Source organism: Streptomyces pratensis (assembly GCF_037137275.1).
Lineage (GTDB): Bacteria > Actinomycetota > Actinomycetes > Streptomycetales > Streptomycetaceae > Streptomyces > Streptomyces pratensis_B.
The window spans coordinates 39,046-54,814 of record NZ_JBBBEN010000101.1; the positions used below are offsets into that span (position 1 = coordinate 39,046).

Sequence of the window (15,769 nt, forward strand, 5' to 3'; positions counted from 1 at the left end):
TACGGGGCTGCGCGGCGGTGTTTTGGGGGTGCCGACCCCGCACCCGCTGATCGACCGGCTGCCCGCCGTCTACCTGGAGCAGGACTTCCTCCGGCGCTTCCTCGCCGCCCTCGACGACGTGCTCGCGCCGGTCCTGCTGTCCATCGACAACCTGCCCGCGCACCTGGACCCGCGCACCGCCCCCGACGACTTCCTCGACTGGCTGGCCCAGTGGGTGGCCGTCGAACCCCACGAGGACAGCCCGTCGGAGCTGCGCCGGGCGGCGGTGCGCGGCGCGGTGGCCCGCCACGCCCGGCGCGGGACGGTGAGCGGGCTGGCCCAGGCCCTGCGGCTGGAGACCGGCACGGAACCGGAGATCACCGAGAGCGGCGGCACGGTCTGGTCGACGCGCCCGCACAGCCCGCTGCCCGGCCGGGAGCGCCCCTGGGTGACCGTCCGGGTCCGCGCGGGCGGGGCGCCGGGGCGCCGGCCGGACCGGGTGCGCCTGGAGGAGCTGATCGGCACGGAGGTCCCGGCGCACGTCGGGTTCACCCTGGAGCTGCTGCCGCCGGGCGGCGAGGACACGGGCGGCGAGGACACGGGGGGTGGGGCGGAGTGATCTGCGAGGAGTGCGGCCACCGGAACGCGCCGGGGCGGGAGTTCTGCGCGTCCTGCGAGGCGTTCCTCGGCTGGGAGCCGGAGGAGGGCCCGCAGCCCGCGCGCCCGGCGCGGCCCGGGCCTCCTGTCCCCGCGCCCGAACCCGCGGCTGGTCCTGAGCCGCCCGTCCCTGCCCCTCCCACGCCCGCTCCCGCCCCTGGCTCCGGGCCTGAGCCGGCCGCCCCGGGGCGGCCGGCTGCCTCCGCGTCGCCCGCCCCTGCGGCCGGGACCGCGCCGCAGCCGGCGCCGCCCTCCGCGACCCCGGCCGGGCCGCCCTCCGTGCCGCTGCCCCACCGGGCCCGCCCGCAGCTTCCGCGCCCCACCGCGCCCCCGCAGGCAGCCGCCCCCCGCCGCCCAGGCGAACGCCCGCCCGGACCGGCGCCCGGGCCGGACGCGTGGCCCGACCCCGGCGAGGGGCCCCCGGCTGCCGGGTCACCGGCCCCGGGACCGGCAGCCGGGCCGGTGGCCTGCCCCAACTGCCGTACGCGCAACGCCCCGGACCGCACGCTGTGCGTCCGCTGCGCACTGGTCCTGGACCCCGGACCCGCCCCCGCCGTCCGGCCCCCGTGGTGGCGGCGGCTCCTGCGCCGCCGTCCCCGCAGCGCGCCCGCCGCGGGGACGCGGCCGCGGCGCGGGTGGCGACGGCCGAGGGTCGGGCTGCCGATCGTGCTGGTCCTGCTGGCGGTGGGCGTGTGGTTCGCCCTCCCGTACCTGCCGGGCCTGTTCGGTCTCGCCCAGCAGGAGACGGGGACGCCGGAGGCCGTGCCGCCGGCCACGTGCCGGGGCTCCAGCGAGGCGGACGGGCACCCGGCGGCGGCAGCGGTCGACGGGTTCAACAACCGCTACTGGGCTCCGAAGGAGGCGGGCGGAGGTGTCGGGGAGCACCTGGAGTGCGACTTCGCACAGCCGGTCCGGTTGCTGAAGATCGTCGTGTTCGCCGGGACGTCGGCACGGCAGGACGAGTTCCTGACCCAGGGGCGTCCGGCGCGGATCACGGTCGAGCTGACGTCGAAGGACGGGGAGCGCGCGGAACGGACGATCCGGCTGCGCGACCAGGCCGGACAGCAGACCTTCGACGTACGGGGGAAGGGCACCGTACGGGCCCGGCTCACCGTCGCCTCGTCCTACGGCGCCGGGGAGAAGCGGCGTACGGCGGTGGCGGAGGTCGAGTTCTTCGGGCGTCGGGAGTGACGCCGCCGACCGGGCAGGGGGCGCGCCCCGCCGCCTCCTGCCCGGCCGGACGCACCCCGTCAGCCGGTCCGCGCGCATCCGCGGGCAGCGGGCCTCCGTCTTTCCTCGTTCTCTCCCGGGCCCCCGTACGCGGTTCCACGTCGGGGGTCCCCCGTCCGCGGTCTCGCCGACACAGGGGATTCCGGAGCCGGGGCCGCCTTCTCGACACCACGCGTGAGAACTTCTCGGATTCACCCGCAGGCGGCTGCCGGGGCGCGGCCGACCTGGCCCCGGGGCCGGGAGCGGGGGCGGCGCGGGGGGTTCAGTAGAGTTCCGAAGCGTTGTCGCCCACCCCGGTCGGCATGCCCTCCCCGCCCCGAACGACGAGGTCCGACCGTGTCGCCGTCTCCCGCCGCGCCGCCCCCGCACCCGCGACCCGTGTCCGTCGTGGGCATCGGCGCGGACGGCTGGGCCGGGCTGTCCGGCACGGCGCGGGACGCGCTGCGGGAGGCGAAGGTGCTGATCGGCGGGGCACGCCAGCTGGACCTGCTTCCGGCGGAGTGCGCCGGTGTACGGGTGGGGTGGCCCTCGCCGTTGCGGCCCGCGGTGCCCCGGCTGCTCGCAGAGCACCGGGAGCGCCGGATCGCGGTGCTCGCCAGCGGGGACCCGATGTTCTACGGGATCGGACGGGCGCTCGCCGAGGAGCTGGGGCCTCGGGGGCTGCGTGTGGTGCCGCACCCGTCCTCCGTCTCGTACGCCTGCGCCCGGCTCGGCTGGCCGCTGGAGGACACCGAGGTGATCACCCTGGTGGGCCGTCCGGCGGCCCGGATCGCCGCCGCCCTCCACGAGGGGCGCAGGCTGCTGGTGCTCAGCGCGGACGCGGGCACGCCCGCAGAGGTCGCCGCCCTGCTCACCGCCCGCGGCTTCGGGCCCAGTCGGCTGCGGGTCCTCGAACAGCTCGGCGGTGAGGACGAGGGGCACGTCGACGGCGTCGCGCAGAGGTGGGCGCACCCGCCGGGGGACCGGCTGAACGTCGTCGCCGTGGAGTGCCGGGCGGCGGCGGACGCGTTGCGGCTCGGGGCCGTACCGGGCCTGCCCGACACGGCATACGAGCACGACGGCCAGCTCACCAAGCGCCATGTCCGGGCCGCCACCCTCGGGGTGCTCGCGCCCGCGCCCGGGGAGCTGCTCTGGGACGTGGGCGGCGGGTCCGGTTCGATCGCCGTCGAGTGGATGCGGGCCCACCCGTCCTGCCGGGCGGTGAGCGTCGAGCGTGACCCGGTGCGGGCCGAGCGGATCGCCCGCAACGCGGAACGCCTCGGGGTCCCGGGCCTGGAGGTCGTCACCGGCCCGGCCCCGGGGGCGCTGGCCGGGCTGCCGGCGCCGGACGCGGTGTTCATCGGCGGCGGGCTCACCGCGCCGGGCCTCCTCGACGCGTGCTGGGAGGCGCTGCCGCCCGGTGGCCGGCTGGTCGCCAACACGGTGACGCTGGAGTCGGAGGCGCTGCTCGGCGAGCGCCACCGGCAGCACGGGGGCGAGCTGGTGCGGCTGGCGGTGGCCCACGCGGTGCCGGTCGGCGGGTTCACGGGGTGGCGCCAGGCGATGCCGGTGACGCAGTGGTCGGTACGCAAGCCCACAGGTTCACAAGCGAGTTCGCACATGGGAGACAGATCATGACCGTGTACTTCATCGGCGCGGGCCCCGGCGCCGCCGACCTGATCACGGTGCGCGGCGCGCGCCTCCTCGCCGCCAGCCCGGTCTGCCTGTACGCGGGCAGCCTGGTCCCGGTCGAGCTGCTGGCGGAGTGCCCGGCCGGCGCGCGCCTGGTGGACACCGCGAACCTGGACATCGAGCAGATCACGGCGGAGCTCGTACGGGCCCATGCCGACGGCCACGACGTGGCGCGGCTGCACTCGGGCGACCCGTCGGTCTTCAGCGCGGTGAACGAGCAGATGAAGCGCCTGGACGAGGCGGGCGTGCCGTACGAAGTGGTGCCCGGCGTCCCCGCGTTCGCGGCGGCGGCCGCGGCGCTGAAGCGGGAGCTGACGGTGCCGACGGTCGGCCAGACGGTGATCCTGACCCGGATCGCCCAGCGGGCCACGGCGATGCCCGAGGGCGAGGACCTGGCGACGCTGGGCCGCAGCGGCGCGCTGATCGTGCTGCACCTGGCGGCGCGGTACGTGGACCGGGTGGTGGAGGAGCTGCTGCCGCACTACGGGGCCCACTGCCCGGCGGCGGTGGTGGCGATGGCGTCCCGCCCGGACGAGATCATCCTGCGGGGCTCGCTGGACTCGATCGCCGAGCAGGTGAAGGCGGCCGGGGTGATCCGGACGGCGGTCATCATGGTGGGGCGCACGCTGGGCGCGGAGCAGTTCCGGGACAGCCACCTGTACTCGCCGGAGCGCGACCGGCACGTCTGCTGAACGAGCCGTCGGCCGGGGCGGGGCGCGTGCGCCGATGCTCCGGCCGGCGGGCCCGGGCCGGGGCCGGGCGCGTGCGTGTCGACGGCCGCTATGCGCGGGCCCGGGAGCGGTGCAGGGCCGATCCGCCCGCGTACCGGGCGGACGCGCCCAGCTCCTCCTCGATCCTGATGAGCTGGTTGTACTTGGCGGTGCGGTCGGAGCGGGACAGGGAGCCGGTCTTGATCTGTCCGCAGCCCGTGGCGACCGCCAGGTCCGCGATGGTGGTGTCCTCCGTCTCGCCGGAACGGTGCGACATGACGACCGTCCAGCCCGCGCGGTGGGCGGTGGCGACGGTGTCGAGGGCTTCGGTCAGGGTGCCGATCTGGTTGACCTTCACCAGGACCGAGTTGCCGACCCCGGTGCGGATGCCCTCGCGCAGCAGAGCCTCGTCGGTGCAGAACACGTCGTCGCCGGTGAGCTGGCAGCGGTCGCCGACGCGGGCGGTCAGCTCCCGCCAGCCGTCCAGGTCGTCCTCGGCCATCGGGTCCTCGATGGAGACGACCGGGTACGCGTCGATCAGCCTGGCCAGGTAGTCGGCGTGCTCGGTGGGGGTGCGGCGCACGCCCTCGCCCGCGTACACATACGCGCCGTCCCGGAAGAACTCCGACGAGGCGGGGTCCATGACCAGCCCGACGTCGGCGCCGGGGCGGTATCCGGTGCGCTCGACGGCCGCCATGACGAAGTCGAGCGCCTCCTCCGCGGTGCGCAGCGCGGGCGCGAAGCCGCCCTCGTCGCCGACGCCCGTGGAGTGCCCCGCCGTCAGCAGGTCGCGCCGCAGGGTGTGGAAGATCTCGGAGCCCATGCGGACGGCTTCCGCGAAGGTCTCCGCGCCCACCGGCGCGATCATGAACTCCTGGAAGTCGAGGGGATTGTCGGCGTGGGCGCCGCCGTTGACGATGTTCATCATCGGCAGCGGGAGGAGGCGGGCCCCGGCGCCGCCGAGGTGGCGGTAGAGGGGCAGCCGGTGGGAGGCGGCGGCGGCCTTGGCCGCGGCGAGGGAGACGCCGAGGAGCGCGTTGGCCCCGAGCCGCGACTTGTCAAACGTGCCGTCGAGGGCGACGAGCGCGGCGTCCAGCCCCGCCTGGTCGTCGGCGTCGCGCCCCGCGACCGCCGCCGCTATCTCGCCGTTGACGTGGGCGACCGCCCGGTCGACGCCCTTGCCGTGCCACCGTCCGGCGTCCCCGTCGCGCAGCTCAACGGCTTCCCGTGCCCCGGTGGAGGCGCCGGACGGGACCGCCGCGCGGCCCAGGGACCCGTCGGCGAGGAGGACATCGGCCTCGACGGTGGGGTTGCCCCGGCTGTCGATGATCCGGCGGGCGGTGACGGACTGGATGGCGGTGGGCTCAACTGTCGTGGAGGTCATGGGACGTCCTTCCGGTCGCTGCGCGCCGCGGCCCTGCTGCGACAACGCTGGCGCGTGCCGCGACGGAACAGACTCTACAGCACAACTGTGCAGTTAGTCTGCTCAGTTTGGCTGTTCAGCTTGCCTGTGCAGCGGCGCCGGCCAGGGAGACTGGGCGGGGAAGGGGAGCAGTCGGCCTGGTGACCACCGGTTAAAGTGCCCTATGCCCACCCCGGAACCCGCCACCGTCGCCATCGAACTGCGCACAGCGATCGGCAAGCTCACGCGGCGCGTGAAGCACGAGGACCGGATTCCGCACGGCCAGGTCTCCGTGCTCGGCGTCCTCGACCGCGACGGGGCCATGACCACCAGCGACCTCGCCGCCGATCAGCGGGTACGGCCGCAGTCCATGGCCCGCGCCGTGGGACTGCTCATGGAACAGGGCCTCGTCGTCCGCCGGGCGCACCCCACGGACGGCCGCAAGTTCCTGGTGGACCTCTCGCCCGCCGGACGGGACGCGCTCGACGCGGAGCGCGGCCGCAGGGCCGGCTGGCTGGCGCAGGCCATCGAGACCGAGCTCACCGCGGAGGAGCGGGACGTGCTGGCACGCAGCGCCGCCCTGATGCAGCGGCTCGCGGGGCGGTAGGCGGGCACGTCCGGGACGGGCACGCCCGCGGCCGGCAGCGGGGGCTACGCCCGCCCCACCACCGCCCCCGCCCGGTCGATGCAGATCACGTCGACCTCCACCGGCGCGCCCCGCAGCACCGCCGCCGCCTCGGCGCGCGCCCCCGCCGCCACGAGGTCGCCCAGCGGGACCCCCGCCGCCTCGCACAGGCGCAGCGCCTCCAGGCCCGTGTTGGCGGCGGCGACACGGGCGGCCAGGGGCTCGTCCGCGCCGCCCGCGCGGGCCAGGCCGGCCAGGAAGCTCTTGTCGACCTGGGAGCGGGCCGAGTGCAGGTCCAGGTGGCCCGCCGCCAGCTTGGAGAGCTTGGCGAAGCCGCCGCAGATCGTCAGCCGGTCCACCGGGTGACGGCGTACGTACTTCAGCACCGCGCCCGCGAAGTCGCCCATGTCCAGCAGCGCGATGTCCGGCAGGCCGTGCTCCGCGACCACCGTCCGCTCCGAGGTCGAGCCCGTGCACCCCGCCACGTGCGTCAGCCCGGCGGCCCGCGCCACGTCCACGCCCCGGCGGATGGAGTCGATCCAGGCCGAGCAGGAGTAGGGGACGACCACCCCCGTCGTGCCGAGGATCGACAGGCCGCCCAGGATGCCCAGCCGGCCGTTCCACGTCGAGCGCGCGATCTCCTCGCCGTGGTCCACGGACACCGTGATCTCCACGTCCGCCACCGTGCCGTGCTCCGCCGCCACCCGCTCCGCGTGCTCGCGCATCAGCCGGCGCGGGACCGGGTTCACCGCGGGCTCCCCGACGTCCAGGGGCAGGCCGGGGAGCGTCACCGTGCCGACGCCGGGGCCCGCCCGGAACACCACGCCGGAGCCCGGCGGCAGCCTGCGCACCGTCGCCCGGACCAGCGCCCCGTGCGTCACGTCCGGGTCGTCGCCCGCGTCCTTGACCACCCCGGCGGTCGCCCGCCCGGCCGCCAGCTCCTCCACCGCCAGCGCGAACGCGGGAGTCTGGCCCCTCGGCAGGGTGATGGTGACCGGGTCGGGGAAGTCGCCGGTCAGCAGCGCCGTGTACGCGGCCGTCGTCGCCGCCGTCGCACAGGCGCCGGTCGTCCAGCCGGGCCGCAGGCCGGTGTGTTTGAGTTGGGCGGTGCGGCCGCCGGGCGCCGCACCGCCCGAGGGCTGCGCCCCGCCGTCCGTTTCCCGCGCTTCAGCGCTCATGAGAGGAGTCCGTTCCGATGCATGTGCTGGTCCTGGGGGGCACGACCGAGGCCCGGCTCCTCGCGGAGCGCCTGGTCGGGGGCGAGCCGGCGGTCCGGGTGACCACGTCGCTCGCCGGCCGCGTCGCCTCGCCGCGGTTCTTGCCGGGCGAGGTGCGGGTCGGTGGCTTCGGGGGCGGCGACGGGCTCGCCGCCTGGATGCGTGAGCACCGTGTCGACGCCCTCATCGACGCCACCCACCCCTTCGCCGCCACCATGAGCCGGAACGCGGCCGAGGCCGCCGTGCGCGCCCATGTTCCCCTGCTGGCCCTCCGCCGCCCCGGCTGGGTCGCCCAGGACGGTGACCGCTGGCACCCCGCCGGATCGCTCGCCGAGGCCGCGGAACTGCTGCCCGCCCTCGGCGAGCGGGTCTTCCTCACCACCGGACGGATGGGGCTCGCCGCCTTCGCGTACCAGGAGGAGCTGTGGTTCCTCGTGCGGTCCGTCGACGCCCCTGAGCAGCCCTGCCCGCCCCGGACGGAGGTCCTCCTCGACCGGGGGCCGTTCGACGTCGCGGGGGAGCGGGAGCTGATCCGCCGTCACCGGATCGACGTCCTGGTGACCAAGGACAGCGGCGGGGACGCCACCGCCCCCAAGCTGGCCGCCGCCCGCGAGGCCGGCATTCCCGTCGTCGTGGTCCGGCGGCCACCGGTCCCGGAAGGGGTGCCGGTGGCCCGTACGCCCGACGAGGCCGTGCAGTGGGTGCGGACGCGCTACGCCTCCGGATAGCGGCGCGGCGTCCAGACGATCTGCCGGCCGCCGTCCCCGCCCCGGTGCACCCAGCGCGTCTGTGACGAACCCACGATGAGCAGCGTCCGCATGTCCACCTCCGCCGGGTCGAGATCGGCCAGCCGTACCGTGCGCACGCTCTCCTCCGGGCCGCCCACATCGCGGCCCAGCACCACCGGGGTGTCCGGCGACCGGTGCTCCAGAAGCAGGTCGCGGGCCTTGCCGACCTGCCACGTCCGGCTCTTGGAGCCCGGGTTGTACAGGGCCAGCACCAGGTCCGCCGCCGCGGCGGCGCGCAGCCGTCCGGCGATGACGTCCCACGGCTTGAGCCGGTCCGAGAGGGAGATCGTGGCGTAGTCGTGGCCCAGCGGCGCGCCCGCGCGGGCGGCCGCCGCGTTGGCCGCGGTGACCCCTGGCAGCACGCGGACCGGGATGTCCGCGTAGGCCTCCTCCGACGCGACCTCCAGCACCGCCGTCGCCATGGCGAAGATCCCGGGGTCGCCGCCGGAGACCACCGCGACCCGGTGGCCGCGCCGGGCCAGGTCCAGGGCGAACGCGGCGCGCTCGGACTCCACCTTGTTGTCGGAGCCGTGCCGCGCCTGGCCGGGCCGGACCGGCACCCGGTCGAGATAGGTGGTGTAGCCGACCACGGCGTCGGCGGCGGCCAGCGCCCCGCGCGACTCGGGCGTCAGCCACAGCGGTCCCGCCGGGCCGGTGCCCACGACGACGACCTCGCCGGAGCCGGAGCCGGGGTCGGGGCGGCCCGAGGGCCTGGGCGCGTCGACGCGGCTGGGCAGGACGGCGACCGAGAAGTACGGCACGGAGGCCGGGTCGACGTCCGCCAGGTCGCCGGTGCGCTCCTGGGCCATCGTCGCCCGCTCCACGTACCGCGCCTCGGCCAGCCGGCCGGACGCCTCGAACGCGCCGCGCACCGCCGGGAACGTCCGCCCCAGCTTCATCACGACCGCCGTGTCGGTGGCGGCCAGGCGGGCCGTCAGCTCCTCCTGCGGCAGCGTGCCGGGCAGGATCGTGAGGATCTCCTCACCCTCCACGAGGGGGGTGCCGAGGCGGGCGGCGGCGGCGCTGACGGAGGTCACACCGGGGACGACCTCGGTGGCGTACCGGTCGGCGAGCCGCTTGTGCATGTGCATGTACGAGCCGTAGAACATCGGGTCGCCCTCGGCGAGGACCGCGACGGTCCGCCCGGCGTCCAGGTGCGCGGCGAGCCGGGCGGCGGCCTTCTCGTAGAACTCCTCCAACGCGCCCCGGTAGCCGCCCGGGTGGTCCGTGGTCTCCGTCGTGACGGGGTAGACCAGGGCCTCCTCGACGTGGTCGGGCCGCAGGTGCGCGGCGGCGATGGACCGGGCGATGGACCGGCCGTGGCGGGCGCTGTGGTACGCGATCACGTCGGCCTCGCCGATGACCTGGACGGCCCGTACGGTCATCAGGTTCGGGTCGCCGGGGCCGAGCCCGACGCCGTAGAGCCTGCCCGTGCCGACGGTCTCGTTCCCGGTCACTACTCTTCCTCGCTGGCGATGGCGTTGATCGCGGCGGCGGCTATCGCGCTGCCCCCGCGCCGGCCGCGCACGATCAGGTGCTCCAGGCCCGACGGGTGCTCCGCCAGGGCCTCCTTGGACTCGGCCGCGCCGATGAAACCGACCGGGACGCCGATGACGGCGGCGGGGCGGGGCGCGCCCTCCTCGACCATCTCCAGCAGCCGGAACAGGGCGGTGGGCGCGTTGCCGACGGCGACGACGGCCCCCTCCATCCTCTCCCGCCACAGCTCCAGGGCCGCCGCGCTGCGGGTGGTGCCCATCTTCGCGGCCAGCTCCGGCACGGACGGGTCGGACAGGGTGCACACCACGTCGTTGCCGGCGGGCAGCCGCTTGCGGGTGACCCCGCTGGCGACCATGGCCACGTCGCAGAGGATGGGCGCGCCGGAGCGCAGCGCGGCGCGGGCGTCGGCCACCGCGCGGGGGGAGAAGGCGAGATCGCGTACGAGATCGACCATGCCGCAGGCGTGGATCATCCGGACGGCGACCTGGCTCACGTCGGCGGGCAGCCCGGCCAGATCCGCCTCCGCGCGGATGGTGGCGAAGGACTGGCGGTAGATCGCCGGTCCGTCCTTCTCGTACTGATGCACAGTGCTGTCGCTTTCTTCTGCCGTTACGTCTCTGTCCGGGCGGTGTGCCGGACGGGGGTCAGGCGCGGGCCGCGGCCACGGCCGCCGCGAGGGCGGCGGGGTCGTCCCGGACCGTCACGGGCGGCTCGCGCCGCTCCCCCCGCACGGGGGAGATCCGGTGCCCGTCGGGGGTGGCGACCACGTCGATCCACTCCCCGTGCGGGTGACCGCAGCGGCGTTCGCACCCCGACCAGTACACAGGTAGCCGTCCGACGGGTCCGACAGCGGCCCCCGCTTCCGTCCGCACGTCGGCCAGTGACCTGGCACAGCCGGGTCGCCCGATGCAGGCCCCGACCCCGGCCCACGGGGAGCCGGGCCCGGTGATCAGCCCCGCCTCCTCCAGCGCGCGCAGGGCCCGTGTCGCGCCCGGCGCGTCGGGTCCGGTGACGACGACGCCGCGCCAGGGGGTGAGCCGCAGCGCGCCGCCGTTCTCCCGGGCGGTGGCGGTGAGCAGCCGCCACTGGGCGGGGAGCAGCCGGCCCAGCGGTACGCCGACGGCGATGGCGCTCGTGCCGTGCGGGCCGGCGACGGGACCGGGCCGCGGGCCCGTCGCCGTACGCGGGCGGGGCCGGTGCACGGACGGGCCCACCGCGCCGTCGGCCAGGGCGGCGCGTACGTCGGCGGCCAGGGCGGCGCGTACGCCGTCGGGCAGGTCCTTCACGCGCCACGCGCCGGAGTCCCGGGCGGCGCGGAGGAACACCTCTGCGGCCAGGAGCGCGGCTCGGGGCCCGTCGGCGGCGGACACCGGGAACACCGCGTCCTCGCCCCCGACCCGCAGCAGCCCGCCGGACTCCGCCGCGATCAGGGTCACGTCCGCGCCGAGGGCGTCCACGTCCCCGCGCCCGTCGTCGAGGGCGAAGAGGAAGCGGCCCGAGAGCGCGGCGGCGGCGGCGCTCCCGCAGAGCAGCCGGTCCAGCGCGGCCAGCCACCGTCCGAGGGGCGGCGCTCCGTCGAGCCCGGCGAGCGGCGAGGCGACGATGTTGCGGGCCCGCTCGTGCGCGGGCGACGGCAGCAGGCCGGCGTCCCCGAGCAGCCGGGCCGGCCCCGGACCGCAGTCCGCGCCGAGGCCGCGCAGCTGGACGTTGCCCCGCGAGGTCAGGTGCAGTTCGCCGTCCCCGAACCGGTCGGCCACCGCCAGCAGTGCGTCCGCCTGATCCGCGGTCAGCATCCCGCCCGGCGCCCGTACCCGCGCCAGCGCCCCGTCGTCGGCGTGGTGCAGCCGCAGGGCCCCCGGGCAGGCGTCGCCGCCGGCGCGGGGGGAGACACCGCCCGCGGGAGGGGGCGAGGGGGCGGAATCACGCATGGCGGCGAGCATACCGACCGCGGGGACCCCTTCGGCGGGCCCGCACCTGTGACGTGCGGGACAGCGGGCAGCCGCTCGTGGGGCGGGCCGTTGAGCTGCGGGAGTGCGGGCAGCCGCTCGGGCAGGGGGGCTGCTGAGGTGCGGGAGACAGTGATCACCACCGCACCGACGCCCCCTGCCCGGCGCCCGCCCCCGCCGCTTAGGATGCAGGCGGTGGTCCGTTCAGGCCGCCATCGCCAGACGGCGACAGGGGAGGAAGCCCGGTGAGATTCCGGCGCGGTCCCGCCACTGTGAGCCCGGCCGCCACCACCGGCCGGGCGAGTCAGGAACTCCCTTCCCCGCGCGCCCGGCCCCGGCCGGGACAACCGGCTCAGGCCGGCAGGGGAACCCCTCCGACACCGCCCGGGGCGTGGACACCCCGAGGAAGGCCTGACGCAGCATGATCCTGCTCCTGTCGACGTCCGACACCGACCTCCTGAGCGCCCGCGCCTGCGAGGGACCCGTCAGCTACCGCTACGCCAACCCCTCCCGCGTGACCCTCGACGACCTCCCCGAGCTGCTGGACGGCGCCGACCTCGTCGTCGTACGCCTCCTCGGCGGGGTACGGGCCTGGCAGGAGGGGCTCGACGTGGTGCTGGCCGCCGGCCGCCCGGTCGTCGTGCTGACCGGGGAGCAGGCCCCCGACGCCCAGTTGATGGCCGCGTCCACCGTGCCGATCGGCATCGCGGCCGAGGCCCACGCCTACCTCGCGCACGGTGGGCCCGCCAACCTGGAGCAGCTGGCCCGGTTCCTGTCCGACACCGTGCTGCTGACCGGCCACGGCTTCGAGCCGCCCGCCCCGGCCCCCGCCTGGGGCCCGCTGGAGCGCGCGGCCCGCGAGCTGCCGGAGGGTGCGCCGACCGTCGCCGTCCTCTATTACCGCGCCCACCACATGAGCGGCAACACCGCGTTCATCGAAGCGCTGTGCACCGCCGTGGAGGACGCCGGGGGCCGCCCGCTCCCGCTGTACGTGGCCTCGCTCCGGACGCCGGAGACCGAGTTGATCGACGCCCTGCGCGCCGCCGACGCCATCGTGACCACCGTCCTCGCGGCGGGCGGCACCCGGCCCGCGGAGGCGTCGGCCGGCGGCGACGACGAGTCGTGGGACGCGGGCGCGCTGACCGGCCTCGACGTCCCGGTCCTCCAGGCGCTCTGCCTGACCAGCCCGCGCACCGCGTGGGAGGAGAACGACGAGGGCGTCTCCCCGCTGGACGCGGCGACCCAGATCGCGGTGCCGGAGTTCGACGGGCGGCTGATCACCGTGCCGTTCTCCTTCAAGGAGATCGACGAGGACGGCCTGCCCGCGTACGTCGCCGACCCCGAGAGGGCCGCCCGCGTCGCCGGGATCGCGGTCCGCCACGCGAAGCTGCGGACCATCCCGAACGCCGAGAAGCGCATCGCGCTCGTGCTGTCCGCGTACCCGACGAAGCACTCCCGCATCGGCAACGCCGTCGGCCTCGACACCCCGGCCAGCGCCGTGGCGCTGCTGCGCCGACTGCGCGCGGAGGGCTACGACTTCGGGCCGGAAGAGGACATCCCGGGGTTGGTCTCCGGCGACGGCGACGAGCTGATCTACGCCCTGATCGAGGCGGGCGGCCACGACCAGGAGTGGCTGACCGAGGAGCAGCTGGCCCGCAACCCGGTCCGCATCCCGGCCGCCGACTACCGCCGCTGGTTCGCCACGCTCCCCGAGGAGCTGCGCCTGTCGGTCGAACGGCACTGGGGACCGGCCCCGGGCGAGATGTTCGTGGACCGGTCCGCGAACCCCGAGGGTGACATCGTCCTGGCGGCCCTGCGGCGCGGGAACCTCCTCCTCCTCATCCAGCCGCCGCGCGGTTTCGGCGAGAACCCGATCGCGATCTACCACGACCCCGATCTGCCGCCCTCGCACCACTACCTGGCCGCCTACCGCTGGATCGCCGCCTCCGCCGACGACAACGGCTTCGGCGCGGACGCGATGATCCACCTGGGCAAGCACGGCAACCTGGAGTGGCTGCCCGGCAAGAACGCGGGCCTCTCCGCCGCCTGCGGCCCCGACGCCGCCCTCGGCGACCTGCCGCTCGTCTACCCGTTCCTGGTGAACGACCCGGGTGAGGGGACGCAGGCCAAGCGCCGCGTCCACGCCACGCTGATCGACCACCTGGTGCCGCCGATGGCCCGCGCCGACAGCTACGGCGACATCGCCCGGCTGGAGCAACTCCTCGACGAGCACGCGCAGATCGCCGCGATGGACCCGGCGAAGCTGCCCGCGATCCGCGCGCAGATCTGGACGCTGATCCAGGCCGCGAAGCTCGATCACGACCTCGGGGTGGCGGACCGCCCGGAGGACGAGGGCTTCGACGACTTCATCATGCATCTCGACGGCTGGCTCTGCGAGATCAAGGACGTCCAGATCCGTGACGGCCTGCACGTCCTCGGCAACCCCCCGGCCGGGAACGACCGGGTCAACCTCGTCCTGGCGGTGCTGCGAGCCCGGCAGATCTGGGGCGGCACGGCGTCGCTGCCCGGTCTGCGCGAGGCGCTGGGCCTCGACGAGTCGGCCGCCACCCGCACCGACGCCGACACGGTCGAGGAGCAGGCGCGCGGTCTCGTCCAGGCGATGGACGACGCGGACTGGGACCCCTCCGCCGTCACGGCCGTCGCCGCCGGGCTCCCCGGCGCGGTGGCCGACATCCTCACCTTCGCGGCCACCGAGGTCGTACCGCGCATGGCCGCCACCACCGACGAACTCACCCACGCCGTGCACGCGTTGAACGGCGGCTTCGTCCCGGCCGGCCCGTCCGGGTCGCCCCTGCGCGGACTGGTCAACGTGCTGCCGACCGGCCGCAACTTCTACTCGGTGGACCCCAAGGCCGTCCCCTCCAAGCTCGCCTGGGAGACCGGTCAGGCGCTGGCCGACTCCCTCCTCACCCGCTACCGCACCGACAACGGCGACTGGCCCACCTCGGTCGGCCTCTCCCTCTGGGGCACCAGCGCGATGCGCACGGCGGGCGACGACATCGCGGAGGCGTTCGCGCTGCTCGGCATCCGCCCCGTCTGGGACGACGCCTCGCGCCGCGTGACCGGCCTGGAGCCCATTTCGTACGAGGAGCTGGGCCGCCCCAGGATCGACGTCACGCTGCGCATCTCGGGCTTCTTCCGTGACGCGTTCCCGCACACGGTGGGACTGCTGGACGACGCGGTGCGGCTGGCCGCCTCGCTGGACGAGCCGGCCGAGCAGAACTACGTACGGGCGCACACCCAGGCGGACCTGGCCGAGCACGGCGACGAACGCCGCGCCACCACCCGCATCTTCGGCTCCCGCCCCGGTACGTACGGCGCGGGCCTCCTCCAGCTCATCGACTCCCGCGACTGGCGCACCGACGCCGACCTCGCGGAGGTCTACACGGTGTGGGGCGGCTACGCCTACGGCCGCGAGCTGGACGGCCGCCCGGCCCGCGCGGAGATGGAGAGCGCCTACCAGCGCATCGAGGTCGCCGCGAAGAACACCGACACCCGCGAGCACGACATCGCGGACTCCGACGACTACTTCCAGTACCACGGCGGCATGGTGGCGACCGTGCGCGCGCTGAAGGGCAAGGCCCCCGAGGCGTACATCGGGGACTCCACCCGCCCCGAGACGGTCCGCACCCGCACCCTCGTCGAGGAGACCTCCCGCGTCTTCCGTGCCCGGGTCGTCAACCCCAAGTGGATCGGGGCGATGCGCCGCCACGGATACAAGGGCGCGTTCGAGCTGGCCGCCACGGTCGACTACCTCTTCGGGTACGACGCCACGACCGGCGTCGTCGCCGACTGGATGTACGACAAGCTCACCGAGACGTACGTCCTGGACCCGGAGAACCGCCAGTTCCTCCAGGAGGCCAACCCGTGGGCCCTGCACGGCATCGCGGAACGCCTGCTGGAGGCCGAGTCGCGCGGCATGTGGGCCAAGCCGGACCCGGCGGTCCTGGACGCGCTGCGCCAGGTCTACCTGGAGACCGAGGGCAACCTGGAGGGCGAGGACTGACCCCGGCTCGGCCTCCTCCC

Annotated in this window: 12 protein-coding genes and 1 riboswitch; of the genes, 7 read left to right on the top strand and 5 right to left on the bottom strand. The window is 75.8% G+C overall.

Annotation, left to right across the window (positions count from 1 at the left end):
* Positions 1–7: 7 nt before the first annotated feature.
* From V9U70_RS26620 to cobM, 4 genes are all read left to right on the top strand, one after another.
* Complete coding sequence (locus V9U70_RS26620; RefSeq protein ID WP_336679461.1) at positions 8–598, top strand: phage tail protein; 591 nt, start codon at positions 8–10, stop codon at positions 596–598.
* Positions 599–1,098: 500 nt separating this feature from the next.
* Positions 1,099–1,827, top strand: coding sequence for a discoidin domain-containing protein (locus tag V9U70_RS26625; RefSeq protein WP_336679293.1), 729 nt, complete (start codon positions 1,099–1,101; stop codon positions 1,825–1,827).
* Between the two features lie 375 nt (positions 1,828–2,202).
* Positions 2,203–3,483, top strand: a complete 1,281-nt coding sequence (gene cbiE / locus V9U70_RS26630; protein WP_419724039.1) for a precorrin-6y C5,15-methyltransferase (decarboxylating) subunit CbiE — start codon at positions 2,203–2,205, stop codon at positions 3,481–3,483.
* Positions 3,480–4,229: a precorrin-4 C(11)-methyltransferase gene (gene cobM, locus V9U70_RS26635; protein ID WP_336679296.1), complete on the top strand. Its 750-nt coding sequence runs from the start codon at positions 3,480–3,482 to the stop codon at positions 4,227–4,229. The genes cbiE and cobM overlap by 4 nt, the downstream gene beginning before the upstream one ends.
* An 88-nt stretch (positions 4,230–4,317) precedes the next feature.
* Here the strand turns inward: cobM and eno are convergent, their stop codons facing one another.
* A complete protein-coding gene (gene eno / locus V9U70_RS26640; protein ID WP_336679298.1) occupies positions 4,318–5,631 on the bottom strand; it encodes a phosphopyruvate hydratase in 1,314 nt (437 codons plus the stop codon).
* Positions 5,632–5,833: 202 nt separating this feature from the next.
* Here eno and V9U70_RS26645 point away from each other — a divergent pair, with 202 nt between their 5' ends.
* Complete coding sequence (locus tag V9U70_RS26645; RefSeq protein WP_336679300.1) at positions 5,834–6,256, top strand: MarR family winged helix-turn-helix transcriptional regulator; 423 nt, start codon at positions 5,834–5,836, stop codon at positions 6,254–6,256.
* Positions 6,257–6,300: 44 nt separating this feature from the next.
* Here V9U70_RS26645 and V9U70_RS26650 read toward each other — a convergent pair whose 3' ends face one another.
* Positions 6,301–7,452 carry a cobalt-precorrin-5B (C(1))-methyltransferase gene (locus V9U70_RS26650; protein WP_336679302.1) on the bottom strand — a complete coding sequence of 384 codons (1,152 nt, stop codon included), beginning with the start codon at positions 7,450–7,452 and terminating at the stop codon, positions 6,301–6,303.
* 17 nt (positions 7,453–7,469) lie between these two features.
* On the opposite strand from V9U70_RS26650, the gene V9U70_RS26655 reads away from it, so the two are divergent.
* A complete protein-coding gene (locus V9U70_RS26655; RefSeq protein ID WP_336679304.1) occupies positions 7,470–8,219 on the top strand; it encodes a cobalt-precorrin-6A reductase in 750 nt (249 codons plus the stop codon).
* On the opposite strand, the gene V9U70_RS26660 is transcribed toward V9U70_RS26655, so the two are convergent.
* The 3 genes from V9U70_RS26660 to V9U70_RS26670 are packed head-to-tail and all read right to left on the bottom strand — an operon-like array spanning position 8,204 to position 11,716.
* Positions 8,204–9,736: a precorrin-2 C(20)-methyltransferase gene (locus V9U70_RS26660; RefSeq protein WP_336679306.1), complete on the bottom strand. Its 1,533-nt coding sequence runs from the start codon at positions 9,734–9,736 to the stop codon at positions 8,204–8,206. The two genes, V9U70_RS26655 and V9U70_RS26660, sit on opposite strands and share 16 nt — an antisense overlap.
* Complete coding sequence (locus V9U70_RS26665) at positions 9,736–10,362, bottom strand: precorrin-8X methylmutase (RefSeq protein ID WP_336679308.1); 627 nt, start codon at positions 10,360–10,362, stop codon at positions 9,736–9,738. The genes V9U70_RS26660 and V9U70_RS26665 overlap by 1 nt, the downstream gene beginning before the upstream one ends.
* Before the next feature lie 58 nt (positions 10,363–10,420).
* A complete protein-coding gene (locus V9U70_RS26670) occupies positions 10,421–11,716 on the bottom strand; it encodes a cobalamin biosynthesis protein CobG (protein ID WP_336679309.1) in 1,296 nt (431 codons plus the stop codon).
* A 240-nt stretch (positions 11,717–11,956) separates the two neighbouring features.
* Positions 11,957–12,036, top strand: a riboswitch (cobalamin riboswitch).
* A gap of 107 nt (positions 12,037–12,143) precedes the next feature.
* Here V9U70_RS26670 and cobN point away from each other — a divergent pair.
* Positions 12,144–15,749, top strand: a complete 3,606-nt coding sequence (gene cobN / locus V9U70_RS26675) for a cobaltochelatase subunit CobN (RefSeq protein WP_336679311.1) — start codon at positions 12,144–12,146, stop codon at positions 15,747–15,749.
* Positions 15,750–15,769 lie beyond the last annotated feature (20 nt).

Bases quoted from the DNA above. Each gene is read 5' to 3' on its own strand.
- cobM (WP_336679296.1), top strand. From the start codon at position 3,480: ATGACCGTGTACTTCATCGGCGCGGGCCCCGGCGCCGCCGACCTGATC.
- eno (WP_336679298.1), bottom strand. From the start codon at position 5,631: ATGACCTCCACGACAGTTGAGCCCACCGCCATCCAGTCCGTCACCGCC.
- V9U70_RS26645 (WP_336679300.1), top strand. From the start codon at position 5,834: ATGCCCACCCCGGAACCCGCCACCGTCGCCATCGAACTGCGCACAGCG.
- V9U70_RS26650 (WP_336679302.1), bottom strand. From the start codon at position 7,452: ATGAGCGCTGAAGCGCGGGAAACGGACGGCGGGGCGCAGCCCTCGGGC.
- V9U70_RS26655 (WP_336679304.1), top strand. From the start codon at position 7,470: ATGCATGTGCTGGTCCTGGGGGGCACGACCGAGGCCCGGCTCCTCGCG.
- V9U70_RS26670 (WP_336679309.1), bottom strand. From the start codon at position 11,716: ATGCTCGCCGCCATGCGTGATTCCGCCCCCTCGCCCCCTCCCGCGGGC.
- cobN (WP_336679311.1), top strand. From the start codon at position 12,144: ATGATCCTGCTCCTGTCGACGTCCGACACCGACCTCCTGAGCGCCCGC.